At 68.4% G+C, this 16,486-nt stretch carries 16 protein-coding genes; 9 read left to right on the top strand and 7 right to left on the bottom strand.

Annotated features, from left to right (window positions below; all coding sequences use genetic code 11):
- Nucleotides 1-161: 161 nt before the first annotated feature.
- Nucleotides 162-1,961 carry a chromosomal replication initiator protein DnaA gene (gene dnaA, locus ACFYPA_RS21000; RefSeq protein ID WP_359082580.1) on the bottom strand — a complete coding sequence of 600 codons (1,800 nt, stop codon included), beginning with the start codon at nucleotides 1,959-1,961 and terminating at the stop codon, nucleotides 162-164.
- A gap of 380 nt (nucleotides 1,962-2,341) precedes the next feature.
- Here dnaA and rpmH point away from each other — a divergent pair, with 380 nt between their 5' ends.
- The 9 genes from rpmH (at nucleotide 2,342) to ACFYPA_RS20955 (ending at nucleotide 9,122) form a co-directional block, all read left to right on the top strand.
- Nucleotides 2,342-2,479 (top strand): 50S ribosomal protein L34, encoded by a 138-nt coding sequence (rpmH, locus tag ACFYPA_RS20995; RefSeq protein ID WP_010985740.1) that lies wholly within the window; start codon nucleotides 2,342-2,344, stop codon nucleotides 2,477-2,479.
- A gap of 21 nt (nucleotides 2,480-2,500) precedes the next feature.
- Entirely contained in the window at nucleotides 2,501-2,872 is a 372-nt protein-coding gene (gene rnpA / locus ACFYPA_RS20990; protein WP_148019659.1) for a ribonuclease P protein component, read from the top strand.
- Complete coding sequence (gene yidD / locus ACFYPA_RS20985) at nucleotides 2,869-3,228, top strand: membrane protein insertion efficiency factor YidD (protein WP_359082581.1); 360 nt, start codon at nucleotides 2,869-2,871, stop codon at nucleotides 3,226-3,228. Before rnpA ends, yidD begins: the two co-directional genes overlap by 4 nt.
- 3 nt (nucleotides 3,229-3,231) lie before the next feature.
- A complete protein-coding gene (yidC, locus tag ACFYPA_RS20980) occupies nucleotides 3,232-4,494 on the top strand; it encodes a membrane protein insertase YidC (RefSeq protein WP_359082582.1) in 1,263 nt (420 codons plus the stop codon).
- 14 nt (nucleotides 4,495-4,508) lie between these two features.
- A complete protein-coding gene (locus tag ACFYPA_RS20975) occupies nucleotides 4,509-5,018 on the top strand; it encodes a R3H domain-containing nucleic acid-binding protein (RefSeq protein WP_359082583.1) in 510 nt (169 codons plus the stop codon).
- 86 nt (nucleotides 5,019-5,104) lie between these two features.
- Entirely contained in the window at nucleotides 5,105-5,845 is a 741-nt protein-coding gene (gene rsmG, locus ACFYPA_RS20970; RefSeq protein ID WP_148019655.1) for a 16S rRNA (guanine(527)-N(7))-methyltransferase RsmG, read from the top strand.
- A 244-nt stretch (nucleotides 5,846-6,089) separates the two neighbouring features.
- The gene (locus tag ACFYPA_RS20965) at nucleotides 6,090-7,166 is read left to right on the top strand and encodes a ParA family protein (protein WP_389133460.1); all 1,077 of its coding nucleotides are present in this window, start codon (nucleotides 6,090-6,092) and stop codon (nucleotides 7,164-7,166) included.
- Nucleotides 7,163-8,263 (top strand): ParB/RepB/Spo0J family partition protein, encoded by a 1,101-nt coding sequence (locus tag ACFYPA_RS20960; protein WP_359312902.1) that lies wholly within the window; start codon nucleotides 7,163-7,165, stop codon nucleotides 8,261-8,263. The genes ACFYPA_RS20965 and ACFYPA_RS20960 overlap by 4 nt, the downstream gene beginning before the upstream one ends.
- Before the next feature lie 241 nt (nucleotides 8,264-8,504).
- Nucleotides 8,505-9,122 (top strand): GNAT family N-acetyltransferase, encoded by a 618-nt coding sequence (locus ACFYPA_RS20955; RefSeq protein WP_359082585.1) that lies wholly within the window; start codon nucleotides 8,505-8,507, stop codon nucleotides 9,120-9,122.
- Between the two features lie 67 nt (nucleotides 9,123-9,189).
- Here ACFYPA_RS20955 and trxA read toward each other — a convergent pair whose 3' ends face one another.
- The 6 genes from trxA to murJ all read right to left on the bottom strand — a co-directional run bounded on the left by trxA (nucleotide 9,190) and on the right by murJ (nucleotide 16,459).
- Nucleotides 9,190-9,519: a thioredoxin gene (gene trxA, locus ACFYPA_RS20950; protein ID WP_359082586.1), complete on the bottom strand. Its 330-nt coding sequence runs from the start codon at nucleotides 9,517-9,519 to the stop codon at nucleotides 9,190-9,192.
- A gap of 42 nt (nucleotides 9,520-9,561) precedes the next feature.
- Nucleotides 9,562-10,524 (bottom strand): thioredoxin-disulfide reductase, encoded by a 963-nt coding sequence (gene trxB, locus ACFYPA_RS20945; RefSeq protein WP_359082587.1) that lies wholly within the window; start codon nucleotides 10,522-10,524, stop codon nucleotides 9,562-9,564.
- Nucleotides 10,525-10,657: 133 nt separating this feature from the next.
- Complete coding sequence (locus ACFYPA_RS20940) at nucleotides 10,658-11,617, bottom strand: anti-sigma factor family protein (RefSeq protein WP_389133431.1); 960 nt, start codon at nucleotides 11,615-11,617, stop codon at nucleotides 10,658-10,660.
- Nucleotides 11,614-12,378, bottom strand: coding sequence for an RNA polymerase sigma factor SigM (sigM, locus tag ACFYPA_RS20935; RefSeq protein WP_389133428.1), 765 nt, complete (start codon nucleotides 12,376-12,378; stop codon nucleotides 11,614-11,616). Before sigM ends, ACFYPA_RS20940 begins: the two co-directional genes overlap by 4 nt.
- A gap of 72 nt (nucleotides 12,379-12,450) precedes the next feature.
- Nucleotides 12,451-14,166: a protein kinase family protein gene (locus ACFYPA_RS20930; RefSeq protein WP_359312907.1), complete on the bottom strand. Its 1,716-nt coding sequence runs from the start codon at nucleotides 14,164-14,166 to the stop codon at nucleotides 12,451-12,453.
- A 127-nt stretch (nucleotides 14,167-14,293) separates the two neighbouring features.
- Nucleotides 14,294-16,459: a murein biosynthesis integral membrane protein MurJ gene (murJ, locus tag ACFYPA_RS20925; protein ID WP_359312910.1), complete on the bottom strand. Its 2,166-nt coding sequence runs from the start codon at nucleotides 16,457-16,459 to the stop codon at nucleotides 14,294-14,296.
- Nucleotides 16,460-16,486: the final 27 nt, after the last annotated feature.

The following is a 16,486-nucleotide window of genomic DNA, read 5'->3' as shown; positions in this document are numbered from 1 at the left end:
CCTGGCGTGGGCCCCCCGGGGGGGGGTCGACCGGCCCCACGCCCCGCGGCCGGGGGGGGGGGGGGGCCCCCGGGGGGGGCGGCCCCGGGGGGGGGGGCCCCCCCCGGCCGCCCCCCCCCCCCCCCCTTCGGGGTACGTGCGTGTGCCGGCGCGGGGTGGCGTCAGCCGTTCTTGATGCGGTTGGTGAGTTCGGTGACCTGGTTGTAGATCGAGCGTCGTTCCGCCATCAGCGCACGGATCTTGCGGTCGGCGTGCATCACCGTCGTGTGGTCCCGGCCGCCGAACTGCGCACCGATCTTCGGCAGCGACAGATCCGTCAGCTCGCGGCACAGGTACATGGCGATCTGGCGAGCCGTCACCAGCACGCGGCTGCGCGAGGACCCGCAGAGGTCCTCCACCGTCAGACCGAAGTAGTCGGCGGTCGCCGCCATGATGGCCGGCGCCGTGATCTCCGGGGCGGAGTCCTCGCCGCCCGGGATCAGGTCCTTCAGCACGATCTCGGTCAGGCCGAGGTCCACCGGCTGACGGTTGAGGCTGGCGAAGGCCGTGACCCGGATGAGGGCGCCCTCCAGCTCACGGATGTTGCGGGAGATACGGGAGGCGATGAACTCCAGGACCTCCGGCGGGGCGTTGAGCTGCTCCTGCACCGCCTTCTTGCGCAGGATCGCGATGCGCGTCTCCAGCTCCGGAGGCTGCACGTCGGTGGTCAGGCCCCACTCGAAACGATTCCGCAGCCGGTCCTCCAGGGTCACCAGCTGCTTGGGCGGGCGGTCCGAGGACAGCACGATCTGCTTGTTGGCGTTGTGGAGCGTATTGAAGGTGTGGAAGAACTCCTCCTGCGTCGACTCCTTGCTCGCCAGGAACTGGATGTCGTCCACCAGCAGGATGTCGACGTCGCGGTACCGCTTGCGGAAGGTGTCGCCCTTCCCGTCGCGGATCGAGTTGATGAACTCGTTGGTGAACTCCTCCGAGCTCACGTACCGCACCCGGGTGCCCGGATAGAGGCTGCGGGCGTAGTGCCCGATGGCATGGAGCAGGTGCGTCTTGCCGAGCCCCGACTCCCCGTAGATGAAGAGAGGGTTGTACGCCTTCGCGGGCGCTTCGGCCACCGCGACGGCCGCGGCGTGCGCGAACCGGTTCGAGGCCCCGATGACGAAGGTGTCGAAGAGGTACTTCGGGTTCAGCCGGGCGTGCGGTTCACCGGGGCCGGGTGCCGGCGCGGGCTGTGCGCCCATCGGGCCGGTACCGCCGCCGGGACGTCCCGTGCCGCCGCCCTGGCGGTGCTGGGGCTCCTGCATGGCGTGGCGCTCGGAGCGCTGCGACTCGTATTGCTGGCGCTCGGGAGGCTGCGGACGGTAGTCGTGCTGCGGCTGCTGGGAGCGGCCGCCGCCGTACGGCTCGCGCCACTGCTCGGCGGAGGGGTCGCGGTCCTGGAAGCCGCCGAGGCGGGGCTGCTGCCAGGAAAGGTCCTCCTGGGTGCGCGGCCACGCACCGGGTTCGGGGCGCTGCTGCTGGTAGTCGGGGTAGGCGGGCCGGGCCGTCGGCATGCCGTCGTCCGAGGGCCGGTGGCCGTATCCGTCATACCCGTCGTTGTGCTGTCGCTCGTCGTGCTGAGGCCCCTGGTAGCGGTGCTGCTGCGGCTGCGGGGACTGGTGCATGGGGGGCGCCGGCGGATTCGGCGGTTCGCCCGCGGAGTCGTCGACCGTGATCGCGATCCGGATCGTCCGGCCGCACTCGCGGCTCAGCGTCTCGCTGATGAGAGGGGCGAGCCGGCCCTCCAGGACGCGCTTGCCCCATTCATTGGGGACGGCGAGCAGCGCGGTGTCGGCAACCAGCGCGAGCGGCTGACAGCGCTCGATCCACTGCTTGTCCTTCGGTTCGATGCCCTGCTGGCCCTCCCCGAGGAGTTGCTCCAGCACGCGTGGCCACACTGCGGCAAGATCGGCAGGTACGTCAGCCACAAGGCACGCTCTCTCGCTGGTCCCACGAATGTGTGGTTCTCGGGACGTATGGGTCGGGATGGGTGAGGACCGGCAGGCGGGAAGAAAAAGAACCGGGGTTCAGCCACGGTAGGCGGGCCGACCCGTGCGGTTCAAGTCGTTGTCCACAGGCTGTGCACAATGGGGGGTCCGGCAGGGTCGGTTTGACCGGATGGCGTAGCCGCGCGTACCGTGACCAGGTCGAGTTGTCGATGGCTGCTGCCGCCTGCCTCCGATGGGCAAAGATCACGATCTGTGATTGTGAAGCGGTGCAACTAGGGCGTTTACGCGAGTCTCTCGTGGGCGCACGGTGACAGCCAGGCGATGTCCCGCCAATACACGATCATTACTGGAGCCCCCGAGTGAGCAAGCGCACCTTCCAGCCGAACAACCGTCGTCGCGCGAAGACCCACGGTTTCCGTCTGCGTATGCGGACCCGTGCCGGCCGCGCGATTCTCGCGTCCCGCCGTGGCAAGGGCCGCGCCAGCCTGTCCGCCTGATCGCGTACAGGTCGTCATGACGTGCTGCCTACCGAGAATCGGCTGAGGCGGCGCGAGGACTTCGCGACCGCAGTCCGGCGAGGACGCAGGGCCGGCCGCCCTCTACTCGTCGTTCATCTACGCAGCGGTGCAACGGACCCGCACGTGACTGGGGAGACTGCTCCCCCGCCGCGTGCGGGTTTCGTTGTCAGCAAAGCAGTGGGTGGCGCGGTCGTCCGCACAGCGGTGAAGCGAAGGCTTCGCCATCTGGTCCGCGAGCGGCTCGCCCTGCTGCCCCCCGGTAGCCTGGTTGTCGTACGCGCGTTGCCCGGTTCGGGTGACGCCGACCATGAACAGCTGGCCCGAGACCTGGATGCCGCCCTTCAGCGGCTGCTGGGAGGGGGCGCGCGATGAAGTACCCGCTGCTGGCTCTCATCAAGCTGTACCAGTGGACGATCAGCCCACTTCTCGGGCCTGTCTGCCGTTACTACCCGTCGTGTTCCCACTATGGATATACGGCGATCGACCGGCACGGAGCGATCAAGGGAACGGCGCTGACAGCCTGGCGCATCCTGCGGTGCAATCCGTGGTCACCCGGCGGCGTGGATCACGTTCCACCGCGCAAACGTCCGCGTTGGCACGAACTGCTGCGCAGTGCCATACGCGGCAGCAAGGGCGGGGACTCCGCCGCTGATGTGCCTCCCGGGGGGTCGGCCACCGATCTCCCGAGTCCGGCCGCAGAGACTTCGCCCAATGCTCAAGGAGCCTGATTAGTGGACACGATTGCCAGTCTGTTCAGCTTCATCACGTGGCCCGTTTCCTGGGTCATCGTCCAGTTCCACAAGTTGTACGGGGCCATCTTCGGCCCTGACACGGGATGGGCCTGGGGTCTTTCCATCGTGTCCCTCGTGGTGCTGATCCGTATCTGTCTGATCCCGCTGTTCGTCAAGCAGATCAAGTCGACGCGGAACATGCAGGTGCTCCAGCCGAAGATGAAGGCGATCCAGGAGCGCTACAAGAGCGACAAGCAGCGCCAGTCCGAAGAGATGATGAAGCTGTACAAGGAGACGGGCACCAACCCGCTCTCCTCGTGCCTGCCGATCATCGCGCAGTCGCCGTTCTTCTTCGCCCTGTACCACGTGCTCTCGGCCATCGCGTCGAACAAGAAGATCGGCGTCATCGACCAGTCGCTGCTCGACAGCGCTCGTCAGGCACACATCTTCGGTGCTCCGCTGGCCGCCAAGTTCATGGACAGCGCCGACAAGGTCGAGGCGCTCGGCGCCTCGCTGACCGACGTGCGTGTCGTCACCGCGGTCATGATCGTGATGATGTCGGCCTCGCAGTTCTTCACGCAGCGCCAGCTGATGACGAAGAACGTCGACCTCACGGTCAAGACGCCGTACATGCAGCAGCAGAAGATGCTCATGTACATCTTCCCGCTGATCTTCGCCGTCATGGGCATCAACTTCCCCGTCGGTGTCCTCGTCTACTGGCTCACCACGAACGTCTGGACCATGGGTCAGCAGATGTACGTGATCAACCAGAACCCCACCCCGGGCAGCAAGGCGCAGGACGCCTACCTCGGTCGCCTCCTGAAGAGCGTCACCGCGCACGGTGAGGTGAAGGGCCGCACCCGGCGCAACATGGTCAAGCGCATCGTGGCCAAGGGCCCGGACCGCAATGACATCGAGCGGAAGTTCGTGACCGGGCTGGCCAAGCTCGGTTTCGCTCCCCAGGAGGACGGCACGGTGGTCAAGAGCGACACCGCCGTCGCCGAGGCCGAGGGCGGAGCCGCACAGCGGCGCCAGCAGCCCAAGCGTCAGACGAAGGCGAAGCGCCAGACCGCTACGGGCCAACCGGGCGGAGCCAAGGACGCCGACTCCGGCGAGCCGGAGCCCAAGACCTCCCTGCAGAAGAACGCCCCGCAGGACGACAAGTCCAAGCCGGCGGGCAAGCCCGCGTCCGGCTCCTCACGCCAAGCCAAGTCCGGACAGCGCAAGGGCCCGCAGCGGCCCAAGCACCCGTCCAAGAAGTAAGAAGGAGTCCATCCGTGACGGAAGGCACCACCTCCACGGCCGCTGAGGGCAGCGACACCTTGACCCGCCTCGAGCAGGAAGGGGAGATCGCAGCGGACTACCTCGAGGGCCTGCTCGACATCGCCGACCTGGACGGCGACATCGACATGGACGTCGAGGCGGACCGGGCCGCAGTCTCGATCATCAGTGAATCGGCAGGTGAACTGCAGAAGCTCGTGGGCCGCGACGGTGAGGTGATGGAGGCACTCCAGGAGCTGACGCGGCTGGCCGTGCACCGGGAGACCGGCGACCGCAGCCGTCTGATGCTGGACATCGCCGGTTTCCGGGCCAAGAAGCGCACGGAACTCGCCGAGCTGGGTGCCAAGGCCGCGGACGAGGTCAAGAGCACCGGTGAGCCGATGAAGCTCGACCCGATGACGCCGTTCGAGCGCAAGGTTGTGCACGATGCGGTAGCGGCCGCAGGTCTGCGCAGCGAATCGGAGGGCGAGGAGCCGCAGCGCTTCGTCGTCGTCCTTCCGGCCTGACCGGATCCTCTCCTGTCGGCCCCGTCTGTGTTCGCAGACGGGGCCGATCTTTGTCAGCCTGATAGTCAGCCACCCATGGTGCGGTAATGCGGTATGGAAGGACGGTTCCCGTGACGGAGGAAGTAGCGCTTCCCCAGGCGCCCGACGAGGCCCGGGAGGTGTTCGGCGAGTGTTTTCCCGAGGCCGTCCGGTACGCGGAACTGCTGGCCGACGCAGGGGTCAAACGAGGGCTGATCGGCCCGCGCGAGGTACCGCGTCTGTGGGAAAGGCATTTGCTGAACTGTGCGGTGCTCTCCGAGGTCGTCCCGGAGGGCGTCACGGTCTGCGATGTGGGATCCGGCGCCGGCCTTCCGGGGATCCCGCTGGCGTTGGTGCGCCCGGACCTGAAGATCACCCTGCTTGAGCCCTTGCTGCGGCGTACGAATTTCCTTCAGGAGGTCGTCGAACTGCTGGGGCTGGACCATGTGACGGTCGTCCGCGGCCGGGCCGAGGAGGTGCTGGGGACGCTCCAGCCGGTGCACGTGGTGACGGCACGGGCGGTCGCCCCGCTGGATCGCCTGGCGGGCTGGGGAGTGCCCTTGCTTCGCCCCTACGGGGAGATGCTGGCGCTCAAGGGGGACACCGCCGAGGAGGAGATCAACGGGGCACGAGCCGCCCTCAGCAAGCTCGGCGTGGTGGAGACCGAGGTGCTCCATGTGGGCGAAGGCGTGGTCGATCCGATGTCCACCGTGGTCCGTGTGGTGGTCGGGGAGAGCCCTGGCGGTGTGAGGTTCGCCGCAAAGCGCGCCAAGGCCGCGAGAGTCAGTCGGACACGTCGTCGTCGCTGAGCGCGTCCGTACGCACCCGGAGGGCAGCTGTACGTACCCTGCGCGGAGTGTCGTGCCCCTGTAGCTACGCTGCAGGGGCATCGTGTTTCACGTGAAACGTCGCTCTCTGCTGCATGGAATCATCGGCCGCGGTCGTGTGGCCGCCACCCCTCGCCATCGCAGGCCCGTTAGGGCTACGGAGTTGTCCACAGAAGTGGATTCATCCACAGAAGAGCGGGCCTCGCTGGTTCGCGACCCCGAAACCATGGCAGGCTCTGTTCATTGCGAGCCTGAAGTCGAGGAGAGTGAATCCTTGCGGTCCGACGCCAACATCGCGGGACCGATGACCGACCCGGTCCCCGGTCCCCGAACCGAATCGGCGGGGGACGGTGTTTCACGTGAAACACCGCCGCCGATGGATGACACACCCATCGGTCGTGCCGCCCAACTGGCGGTGGAGGCCCTCGGCCGTGCCGGCGAGGGGCTGCCGCGGCCTGACCAGACACGGGTCATGGTGGTGGCCAACCAGAAGGGCGGGGTGGGTAAAACCACTTCGACGGTGAACCTTGCCGCGTCGCTTGCACTTCACGGTGCACGTGTTCTGGTGGTCGATCTCGACCCCCAGGGGAACGCCTCGACGGCTCTGGGTATCGATCACCATGCCGAAGTTCCCTCGATCTATGACGTCCTGGTGGAGAGCAAGCCGCTCTCCGACGTGGTCCAGCCGGTCCCGGACGTCGAAGGTCTCTTCTGTGCCCCGGCCACCATCGATCTCGCCGGTGCGGAGATCGAGCTGGTGTCGCTGGTGGCACGGGAGAGCCGACTGCAGCGGGCCATCCAGGCGTACGAGCAGCCGCTCGACTACATCCTGATCGACTGCCCGCCCTCGCTCGGCCTGCTGACGGTCAACGCTCTGGTGGCCGGTGCGGAGGTGCTGATCCCGATTCAGTGCGAGTACTACGCGCTGGAAGGGCTGGGGCAGCTGCTGCGCAACGTCGATCTGGTGCGGGGGCATCTCAACCCCGATCTCCACGTGTCGACGATCCTGCTCACCATGTACGACGGCCGGACCAGGCTCGCGTCACAGGTTGCGGAGGAGGTGCGCAGCCACTTCGGCAAGGAGGTGCTGCGGACCAGCATTCCTCGTTCGGTGCGCATCTCGGAGGCGCCGAGCTACGGGCAGACCGTGCTGACCTATGACCCGGGTTCGAGCGGATCCCTGTCCTACCTCGAAGCGGCTCGTGAGATCGCGTTGCGCGGGGCCGGGGTCCAGTACGAGGCCCAGCATGCCCGGTCGGGCAGCCGGAACAGCCAGCAGAATACTTCGGAGGGGATCCAGTGAGTGAGCGTCGTAGAGGGTTGGGGCGAGGGCTGGGTGCCCTGATCCCTGCCGCTCCGCAGGAGAAGCAGGTGCCGCCCGCCGGGATGGGCACGTCCTCGCCCGGGACGGCGCCGGTCCTGACGTCCGAGCGGGGTGTGGCCGTCGCGAAGGTGACCACTCTTGGCTCGGGTGGTCCTGTGGTGCCGGAGCCAAGTGCACCTGTCTCGGTGTCCGACGGCAGTCCGGCCGAGGTGGCCGGGGCGTACTTCGCCGAGCTGCCCATCGATTCGATCACGCCGAACCCGCGTCAGCCCCGCGAGGTGTTCGACGAGGACGCGCTTGCCGAGCTGGTTACCTCCATCAAGGAGGTCGGCCTCCTCCAGCCCGTCGTCGTGCGGAAGGCGGCGTCCGGGCGCTTCGAGCTCATCATGGGTGAGCGGCGCTGGAGAGCCTGCCGTGAGGCCGATCTGAAGCAGATTCCGGCGATCGTCCGGGCCACGGACGACGAGAAGCTCCTCCTGGACGCGCTCCTGGAGAACCTTCACCGGGCTCAGCTGAACCCCTTGGAGGAGGCGGCCGCGTACGACCAGCTGCTCAAGGACTTCAAGTGCACCCACGACCAGCTGGCCGACCGGATCGGGCGTTCGCGGCCGCAGGTGTCCAACACCTTGCGCCTGCTGCGGCTGTCGCCGCCGGTGCAGCGCCGGGTGGCGGCCGGGGTGCTGTCCGCAGGCCATGCGCGGGCGCTGCTGTCGGTGGACGACTCCGATGAGCAGGACAAGTTGGCGCATCGCATCGTCGCTGAGGGGCTCTCGGTGCGTGCGGTCGAAGAGATCGTGACGCTCATGAGCTCCAGGCCCACGAGTGCCACGAAGGCCAAGGGGCCGCGGGCCGGCGGCCGACTGTCGCCTGCGCTGACCGACCTGGCGTCCCGGCTGTCCGACCGGTTCGAGACCCGAGTGAAGGTCGACCTCGGGCAGAAGAAGGGCAAGATCGTCGTCGAGTTCGCCTCGATGGAGGATCTGGACCGCATCCTCGGGAGTCTCGCCCCGGGCGAGGGCCGTGTGCTGGACCGGGCCCAGCCGTCGGAGGAGACGGCCGGGGACGACGAGGGCTGAGGCTCTGAGCAGTGAGTGGCGGGTTGTGCTCCGGTGGGTGACGGAGAGCAGCCCGCCTTCTGCTTTCCGTACCGGACGGAAGCCGGGAGACGGCTTTCCCTTTGCTCATTCACGGTGTCGGCTTGATCCCTCGGTGGATACGATGCGTTCTGGTAGGGCGCATCCAATTGATCCACCTCCGCGAACGGAGTGCACCGACCGTCAGGCGATGCGGTGGGCGAGGAAGTGAGGAACAGCCTTCATGGGGCGTCGGCTCGTACCGCTCACGCTGGACAACCTGTCTGATCTCCCCCAGCGCTGCCGCTCGTGTGTGTTCTGGGAGCTCGACCCGGTGAGGGGCAACGCCGCGGTCGACAGCGGCAGGGCCGAGCAGGAGAAGGAGGCCTGGATCTCCGCCGTTCTGCTGGAGTGGGGGTCCTGCGGCCGGGTGGTCCATGTCGACGATGTGCCGGTCGGCTTCGTCCTCTACGCTCCGCCCGCCTATGTGCCGAGGGCGACGGCCTTCCCGACAAGTCCCGTTTCCCCCGACGCGGTCCAGCTGATGACGGCGTTGATCCTGCCGGGATACCAGGGCCAGGGGCTGGGCCGGGTGATGGTGCAGACGGTGGCCAAGGACCTGCTCCGCCGGGGGTTCAAGGCGATCGAGGCCTTCGGGGACGCCCGCTGGAAGGAACCCGCATGTGTACTGCCGGCAGACCATCTGCTGGCAGTGGGCTTCAAGACGGTCAGGCCCCACCCGGTGCACCCACGGATGCGGCTGGAGCTGCGTACGACGCTTTCGTGGAAGGAAGACGTCGAGATGGCCCTGGACCGCTTGCTGGGCGCCGTACAGAAGGAACCCGCCCTGCGGCCGTTGTGAGCAGGTATGTGAAACGGGCCCATCCCGGAGGGATGGGCCCGTTTCACGTGAAACAGCGGTTCTGGAGCTATGCCTTCTCGACGATGAAGCCTTCGAGGTCGCGGATGATCGCGGCCTTCGGCTTGGCACCAACGATGGTCTTGGCGACCTCGCCACCCTGGTAGACGTTCAGCGTCGGGATGGACATGACGCCGTACTTGGCAGCGGTGGCCGGGTTCTCGTCGATGTTGAGTTTGACGATCTCGATCTCGCCGTGCTCGGCGGCAATCGCCTCCAGGGAGGGGGCGATCTGACGGCACGGGCCGCACCAGGCGGCCCAGAAGTCCACCAGCACGGGCTTGTCGCTCTTCAGGACGACCTCGTCGAACGAGTCGTCGGTTACGGCCTTCAGGGCCACGGCGGCCTCCTTGACATCTCGGGGTGTGGGGTGAGGCGTGGATCAGACGGTGGCTGCGGTGGCCTTCTCGTCGTCGGCGAGCGCGGCCAGGAAGCGCTCGGCGTCGAGGGCGGCCGAGCAACCGGTGCCGGCAGCGGTGATGGCCTGCCGGTAGGTGTGGTCAACAACGTCCCCGGCGCCGAAGACGCCGGTGAGGCTGGTGCGCGTCGAGGGGGCTGCGACCTTGAGGTAGCCCTCGTCGTCGAGGTCGAGCTGGCCCTTGAAGAGTTCCGTGCGCGGGTCGTGGCCGACGGCGATGAACAGGCCGGTCACGGGGAGCTCGGACGTCTCGCCGGTCTTCGTGTTGCGCAGGGTCAGACCGGAGAGCTTCTGCTCGCCGTGGACACCGGCTACCTCGCTGTCCCAGGCGAACTTGATCTTCGGGTCGGCGAACGCCCGGTCCTGCATGGTCTTGGAGGCGCGCAGGGAGTCGCGGCGGTGGACGATGGTGACCGACTTCGCGAAACGGGAGAGGAACGTGGCCTCTTCCATCGCGGTGTCGCCACCGCCGATCACGGCGATGTCCTGGTCCTTGAAGAAGAAGCCGTCGCAGGTCGCACACCAGGAGACGCCGCGTCCGGAGAGAGCGTCCTCGTTGGGCAGGCCGAGCTTGCGGTGCTGCGAGCCGGTGGTGACGATGACGGCCTTGGCGCGGTGCACCGTGCCGGCGGTGTCGGTCACCGTCTTGATGTCACCGGTGAGGTCCACGGAGATGACGTCGTCAGGAATGAGCTCGGCACCGAAGCGCTCGGCCTGGGCGCGCATGTTGTCCATGAGCTCCGGGCCCATGATCCCGTCCTGGAAACCGGGGAAGTTCTCCACGTCGGTGGTGTTCATCAACGCGCCACCTGCGGTGACGGCGCCCTCGAACACCAGCGGCTTCAGAGAGGCGCGCGCGGTGTACAGGGCGGCTGTATAGCCCGCCGGGCCGGAGCCGATGATGATCACATTACGCACGTCGCTCACGGGTTTCTTCCTCGTCTCTGCAGACTGCCTACTGTCCACGCCTACTGGGGGCCGGTTCAACGACTCTCACCCCACCCAACGGATCCTACGGGGGATGCATTCCCGACGTGCCGGGGCTCCATCCGCGTGATTCTCAGGGGCGCGCGTAAGCGTGCGTCAGCAGGAGCTTGCCCTTGGCCGCAGGCTCGGCACCGACACATGCCGCGTCGACGACATAGGCCTGGACCCGGGTGGTGTCCGTGGGGTGCGGCAGCACGACGAGGAAGGCCTCGTCACCCTCGTAGGTTCCCCGTTCGATGGCCAGGGCGGCGGCGTTCCGCCCGATGCCCTGCTCCACGCAGGAGGGGACGCTCACGGCGGGGGCGCGAAGCGGTGCCTGGGGTGAGGAGGATTTCGGGGACATGGATTCCGGCGAGGAATTCTCCGGCGAGGACTTGGTGTCAGCGGACTGCGTCTGCTCTTCACCGCCGGCGTCCTGCGGGCTGGCAGCGTCCGTGCGGGAGCCCAGGAGGCCGTGGACCTGGGCTTCCAGTGTGGACTGCGAGAACGTCTGTGATCCGTCACGGGAGGCGCTGACACCTTGGTCGGCGGCTTTGAGCCCGGCCGAGTCAGGGGACGAGGTGCTGTTCTGCAGGAGTAGAACGCTCACGCTGACCACAGCGGCACCGAGTGCGGTGCCGATCACTGCGTTCCGGCGCCGACGGCGGACAGCAGGGCGACCGGGGCCTGTGGCGGCGCGCGAGCGCCCCGCGGGCCGGTCCGCGAGGTCCTTCACCGCGACAGTCGGCTCCGTTTCACGTGAAACATCTGCGGACGGGGCCGCCGCCGCGGTCGGAAGCGGTCCCCGGGCTTCGTCCGCGAGCGCGGCGTCTATGCGGTCCGCGACGTCGGTGGGCATGGACGCAGCGGCGGGGAGAGCGCTGCCCAGGAGCCCGCGAATCTCCTCAAGTGAGGAAAGGACATCGGAGCAGACCCCGCATCCGGCCAGATGCTCGCGGACATCCTCGGTACGGGAAGGGGAGAGCAGGCCCTCGGTGAGGTCGGAGATCTCCGAGACATCCGGGTGCCGGGCCGTATCGGTCGCCGATGTCATACGCGTCCACCTCCGCCCTTCACTGCCGCTGGATCACTCGTGCCCGCGTCGCTTGGTTCCGCGCCTGCCGGTCCTGTGTCTGCTGGTCCTTGGTCTCTCGGCCCGGCGTCTTTCGGTCCCGCCGCCGGTGGGACGGATGTTCTCGGCGTCCGGTTCCGTTCCGGTCCCCTGCCTTCGCCGTCGACGCTTCCGCTGCGGAGATGGGTGAGCTGAGGGGCCAGCCTCGCGCGTCCCCGCGCACAACGGCTTTTCACGGTGCCGAGGGGTACATCGAGGATGCGGGCCGCCTCCGCCACCGGGTATCCCTGCATGTCGACGAGAACGAGGGCGGCACGTTGTTCGGCGGGGAGGGTGGCCAGTGCCGCGAGCAGTTCGCGCTGAAGGTCCTGGCGCTCGGCCGGCGCCTCGGCGGACTCGTGGGGCTCCATGAGCCGGTCGAGCCGCTCGGGGTCGTCGACCGGTGCGGTCTTCCGCGAGGAGGCCTTGCGGACCCGGTCGAGGCAGGCATTGACCGTGATCCGGTGCAACCAGGTGGTGACGGCGGACTGGCCACGGAAGGTGTGCGCGGCGCGGAACGCGGAGATCAGGGCGTCCTGCACGGCATCGGCCGCTTCCTCGCGGTCCCCCAGGGTCCGCAGCGCCACGGCCCACAACCGGTCGCGATGGCGTCGTACGAGCTCACCGAAAGCGTCGGGTTCACCGGCTACGTGGCGAGCGAGGAGGTCTGAGTCGCTGAGTGGTCCGGACGGCTCGGCGGCCACCTCCCCCTCCCTCCCTCTCCGCGTCAAGGTCCGTCTGTCTATCACGGTTCGGGTGGGCAGGGGGAGGGTCGATCACCCGAGAACGGAGATCTCCGAAATTCCTCCGCGATATCCACTACCGGTGTCGTCCTGGGGGAGCTCCGTGATGTGGATCAGGACGTAGCGGGTCCGGACGGGCTTGGCGAGGGTCTCCTTGAGGCTGCTTCCCGCCGTTCCCAGCTGCGTGAGGCGTTGGGGGAAGTCGGAGAGGGACGAAGGCGCGGAGGCGTTTTCGTCGGCTGCCAGGACCTCTGCCTTCTGCCCACTGCGGTACATGGTGACGTCGAGGCCGGAGACGTCCTGCACACTGCCCAGGTCAACGACTATTCCGCTGCCGTCCTTGCGGTTCGGGTAGTTGCCGAAGTTCGGGAAGCCCACGTAGCGCGGAGTGATCCACGAGGTGCCCGGTTCGCCGTCGGTGGCGTTCGGTGCCTCGTTCTCGCTGATGCCCGAGCCGCTGGGCGTGAATTCCGTGGCATCAACGATCTTCAGGGGTGCGGCGGGCCGGGGCTTCGGCTGGTCGCCGTTCTCCGGGTTGGTCTGGTTGGTTACCGGGTCGTCCGAGCCCTTGTCGTGGTCCAGGAGCGTCTCCGCGAGTTGCCAGCTGCCGAGACCCAGTGCCGCGATGAGCAGCGCCGAAACGGCCCACTTGAGGGCCTTTCCGGTGCGGCTCTGGAGCGGGGCGGGAGGGACGACGACGGGCGGGGTGACGACGGCTCCGGGGACGGCCGGGCGCCCGTAGGTGCCCTGCTGGTACGTGGTCCGCTGGTACTCGGGCGGTGCGGTGAACGTCGGCTCCGGCGGGCGGATGCGCGGCATCGCCGCGACGGCCTTGGCGAGCTCGTCCGGGGTGGTGCACGGCTGTTCCTGGCGGGAGGCCGTCGCCCCGTCGTTGGCGAGTGCCCGCATGGCGATCTCGGAGAGACCGCGGTGGACGCCGGCCCGCACCTGGTCGGGGGCGATCAGCCCCACGCCCTTGGGGAGCCCGGTGAGCCCGTAGGCATCGCTCTCGTACGGCCAGCGCTGGGTCAGCGCGGCGTACAGGAGGGCGCCGATCGCCTCGGTGTCGGCGCGCTGCGGCCCGTCGGAGGTGATCCCGCGCAACGCGGCGTTCACCGCGAGGCCGCGGATGCGGTACTGCCCCGAGGAACTGCGCAACACGGCTCCGGGCGTGAGCCGCAGATGGGCCAGGCCCTCACGGTGTGCGGCGGCCATGGCCTGGGAGATCTGGCTGACGAGCTGATAGGCGTCGTGCGCGTCCATCGGACCCGCGCCCAGGAGGGCGGTCAGCTCGGTTGCATCGGGGAGCCATTCGTGGACGACGTAGACGAGGTCGTTCTCCTCCACGGCGTCGAGGACCTGCACGAAGCGGGGGTCGCCGAGCAAGGCGGAGGAGCGGGCCGCGGCCAGCACGGAGCGGGCCCGCGGATGGTCTGCGGGCAGGAGGTGGACGCCCACCGCCCGGCGCAGCTTCTCGTCGACAGCGCGCCAACTGCTGAACCCGTCCAGACGGGTGACGCACTCCTCGAGCCGGTAGCGCCCGGCAAGCTTGTGACCGCTGTGCAGATCAGGGGTCGACATCGCGGAATCGGAGCCGCTCGGCTCGCTCTCCGCGTCCTTGGAGGTTGTGCCCGTCACATCCTGAGTCTCTGCCGTACCGTCGCTCGTGGCCTCGTCCGCCTTCGCGGCCAGCGGTTCGTCACCACTGTTGTCGGCCACGTCGACGGCAGCCGTACTACGTTCCGCCACCGTCGTCCTGCCTCCCCATCCGTTGGGCGATGCCAGCCAGCCCCGCACAGTCACGCCAATTGTGCCCACACTCCCGCACCCTGCACGACACGCGGAGACCGGTGATGGTTGTGCGGGCCGGTGATCCTCAGCGGCCGAGCCGTCCTCGGACCATGCCGACCATGCCGTTGATCTCTTCGATCCGCATGCGCTTCGCCGCGACGAAGAACACTCCCAGCAGCATGGCACCGCCGCAGACCAAGGCTACGAGTGAGCTGAAGGCGCCGTCACCGAGCACATGGAGCAGGCCGAATCCCACAGCCCCGCCGACGACGGTGGCGGGGAGGGCGGCGAGACACAGCCGAGCATAGGTGCGTACGACGTGGGCGCCGTCCAGGTCGCCGCCCAGGCGGTTGCGCAGCCGGCGCCAGGCGATACCGACCCCGACGGCGTACGCGAGCCCGTAGGAGGCGGCCATGCCCACCACGGCCCACTGGGCGGGCAGTACGACGTAGCAAATGGCCGATGCGGCCGCGTTGACCAGGGCGACGATGACCGTGTTGTAGAAGGGCGTCCGGGTGTCCTCGTACGCGTAGAACCCGCGCAGCACCACGTACTGCACGGAGTAGGGAATCAGTCCGAGGCCGAAGGCCATCAGGATGAATCCCATGGAGCGGGCGGCCTCGGGGCCGCTGGAGGCGTAGAGCAGGGTGCACATCGGTACGCCCAGGGCGAGGAAGGCGAAGGCGACCGGCACGATGGCCACCGCCGAGTTGCGCAGCCCCTGGGAGATGTCGTCGCGGACCGCGCCCGGATCGTTGTCGTGGGCGGCACGGGAGATGCGCGGCAGCAAGGCGGCCATGACCGAGACGGTGATGATCGCCTGCGGCATGCCCCAGATCAGCTGTGCGTTGGAGTAGGCCAGGAAGCCCGCCCCGTTCTGGCCCGACGCCTTGCCGGCGGAGGTGGCGAGCTGAGTGACGACCAGGACACCCGCCTGGTTGGCGAAGACGAACAGCACGGTCCACTTGGCCAGCTTGACCGTCTTGCCGAGCCCGTGGCCCCTCCAGTCGAAGCGCGGACGGAAGCGGAACCCGGCCTCACGCAGGTACGGAATCATGGCCAGGGCCTGGACGACCAGGCCGAGGAGGGTGCCGATGCCCAGCAGCCGGACACCCTCCGGCGGGATCGTCTGGACGCCCATCTGGGACTCGTGCGAGGTGCCGTACACCCAGATGAACAGGCCGAACGTGACGATCATGACGATGTTGTTGAGGACCGGGGTCCACATCATCGCGCCGAACTTCCCGCGGGCGTTGAGGATCTGGCCCATCACGACGTGCACACCCATGAAGAAGATGGTGGGCAGGCAGTAGCGGGCGAAAGTCGTGGCCACGTTGTTGGCCGCCGGATCGCCGGCGATCGTCGACGACATCAGGCGAATCAGGAAGGGCGCGGCGAAGACCGCGACGGCGACGATCAGTCCGAGCGCCACCATCACGAGGGTCAGCAGCCGGTTCGCGTACGCCTCGCCGCCGTCCTCGTCGTCCTTCATCGAGCGGACGAGCTGGGGGACGAAGACCGAGTTGAGGCCGCCGCCCACGGTGAGGATGTAGATCATGGTCGGCAGCGTGTAGGCGATGGTGAAGCTGTCACCGAGCAGGGCCGCGCCGAGCGCCGCGGTGATCACCAGGCTGCGGACGAAACCGGTGAGCCGTGAGACGAGCGTGCCGGCGGCCATGATCGCGCTGGACTTCAGCAGCCCGGAGGCGCGCCCGCCGCCCGACTTCGGCGGCGCGGGAGCGGGGGCCGGGGCCGGCTCCGGCTGGCCCGGGGCCGGGGGCCCGGCCGGGCCCTCCTGGTCCCGGAAGAGATGGGCGAACGCGTCCGGCTCCTCGCGGTTCGTGGACGCCTGGGTGACGAGATCGTCCACGCCCACGAACTGGGTGGTCGCGGCGTTGTCCCCGTACGGCAGGTGGCGCGACGGGCCGTCCGGCTCGGGAGGCGGGGTCTGCGCCCAGATCCGGGGGTCCGGTGGGTACTGGGCGGCCGGCGGCTGCTGGTAGAGCGGCTGAGGCTCCTGGTAGGTGCCCGGGGGCGGCGGTGGGTGTGCGGCGCGGTCGTACAACGCCTCACTCACCGGGTCCTGGGCGGAAAGGTCCTGGGCCCGGTAAGGGTCGTAGTCGTAGGCGGTCTGCAGATACGGGTCCGGGGCCGGGGGCACCTGCTCCGGGTCGGGCGGCACCGGCGGCCCGCCGGGATACCCGGCTCCGCCGGTACCCTGACCGCGGTCACCGTCGTACGGCGCGTTCATCGAAACCCCACCTCATCGTCCCCGGCC

Origin of the sequence: Streptomyces sp. NPDC005775, from assembly GCF_042871565.1 — a bacterium.
Classification (GTDB): domain Bacteria; phylum Actinomycetota; class Actinomycetes; order Streptomycetales; family Streptomycetaceae; genus Streptomyces.
This window is presented reverse-complemented; position numbering and strand designations above follow the sequence as displayed.

Bases quoted from the DNA above. Each gene is read 5' to 3' on its own strand.
- yidD (WP_359082581.1), top strand. From the start codon at position 2,869: ATGAAGTACCCGCTGCTGGCTCTCATCAAGCTGTACCAGTGGACGATC.
- rsmG (WP_148019655.1), top strand. From the start codon at position 5,105: ATGCGGTATGGAAGGACGGTTCCCGTGACGGAGGAAGTAGCGCTTCCC.
- ACFYPA_RS20965 (WP_389133460.1), top strand. From the start codon at position 6,090: ATGGCAGGCTCTGTTCATTGCGAGCCTGAAGTCGAGGAGAGTGAATCC.
- ACFYPA_RS20955 (WP_359082585.1), top strand. From the start codon at position 8,505: ATGGGGCGTCGGCTCGTACCGCTCACGCTGGACAACCTGTCTGATCTC.
- ACFYPA_RS20940 (WP_389133431.1), bottom strand. From the start codon at position 11,617: ATGACATCGGCGACCGATACGGCCCGGCACCCGGATGTCTCGGAGATC.
- murJ (WP_359312910.1), bottom strand. From the start codon at position 16,459: ATGAACGCGCCGTACGACGGTGACCGCGGTCAGGGTACCGGCGGAGCC.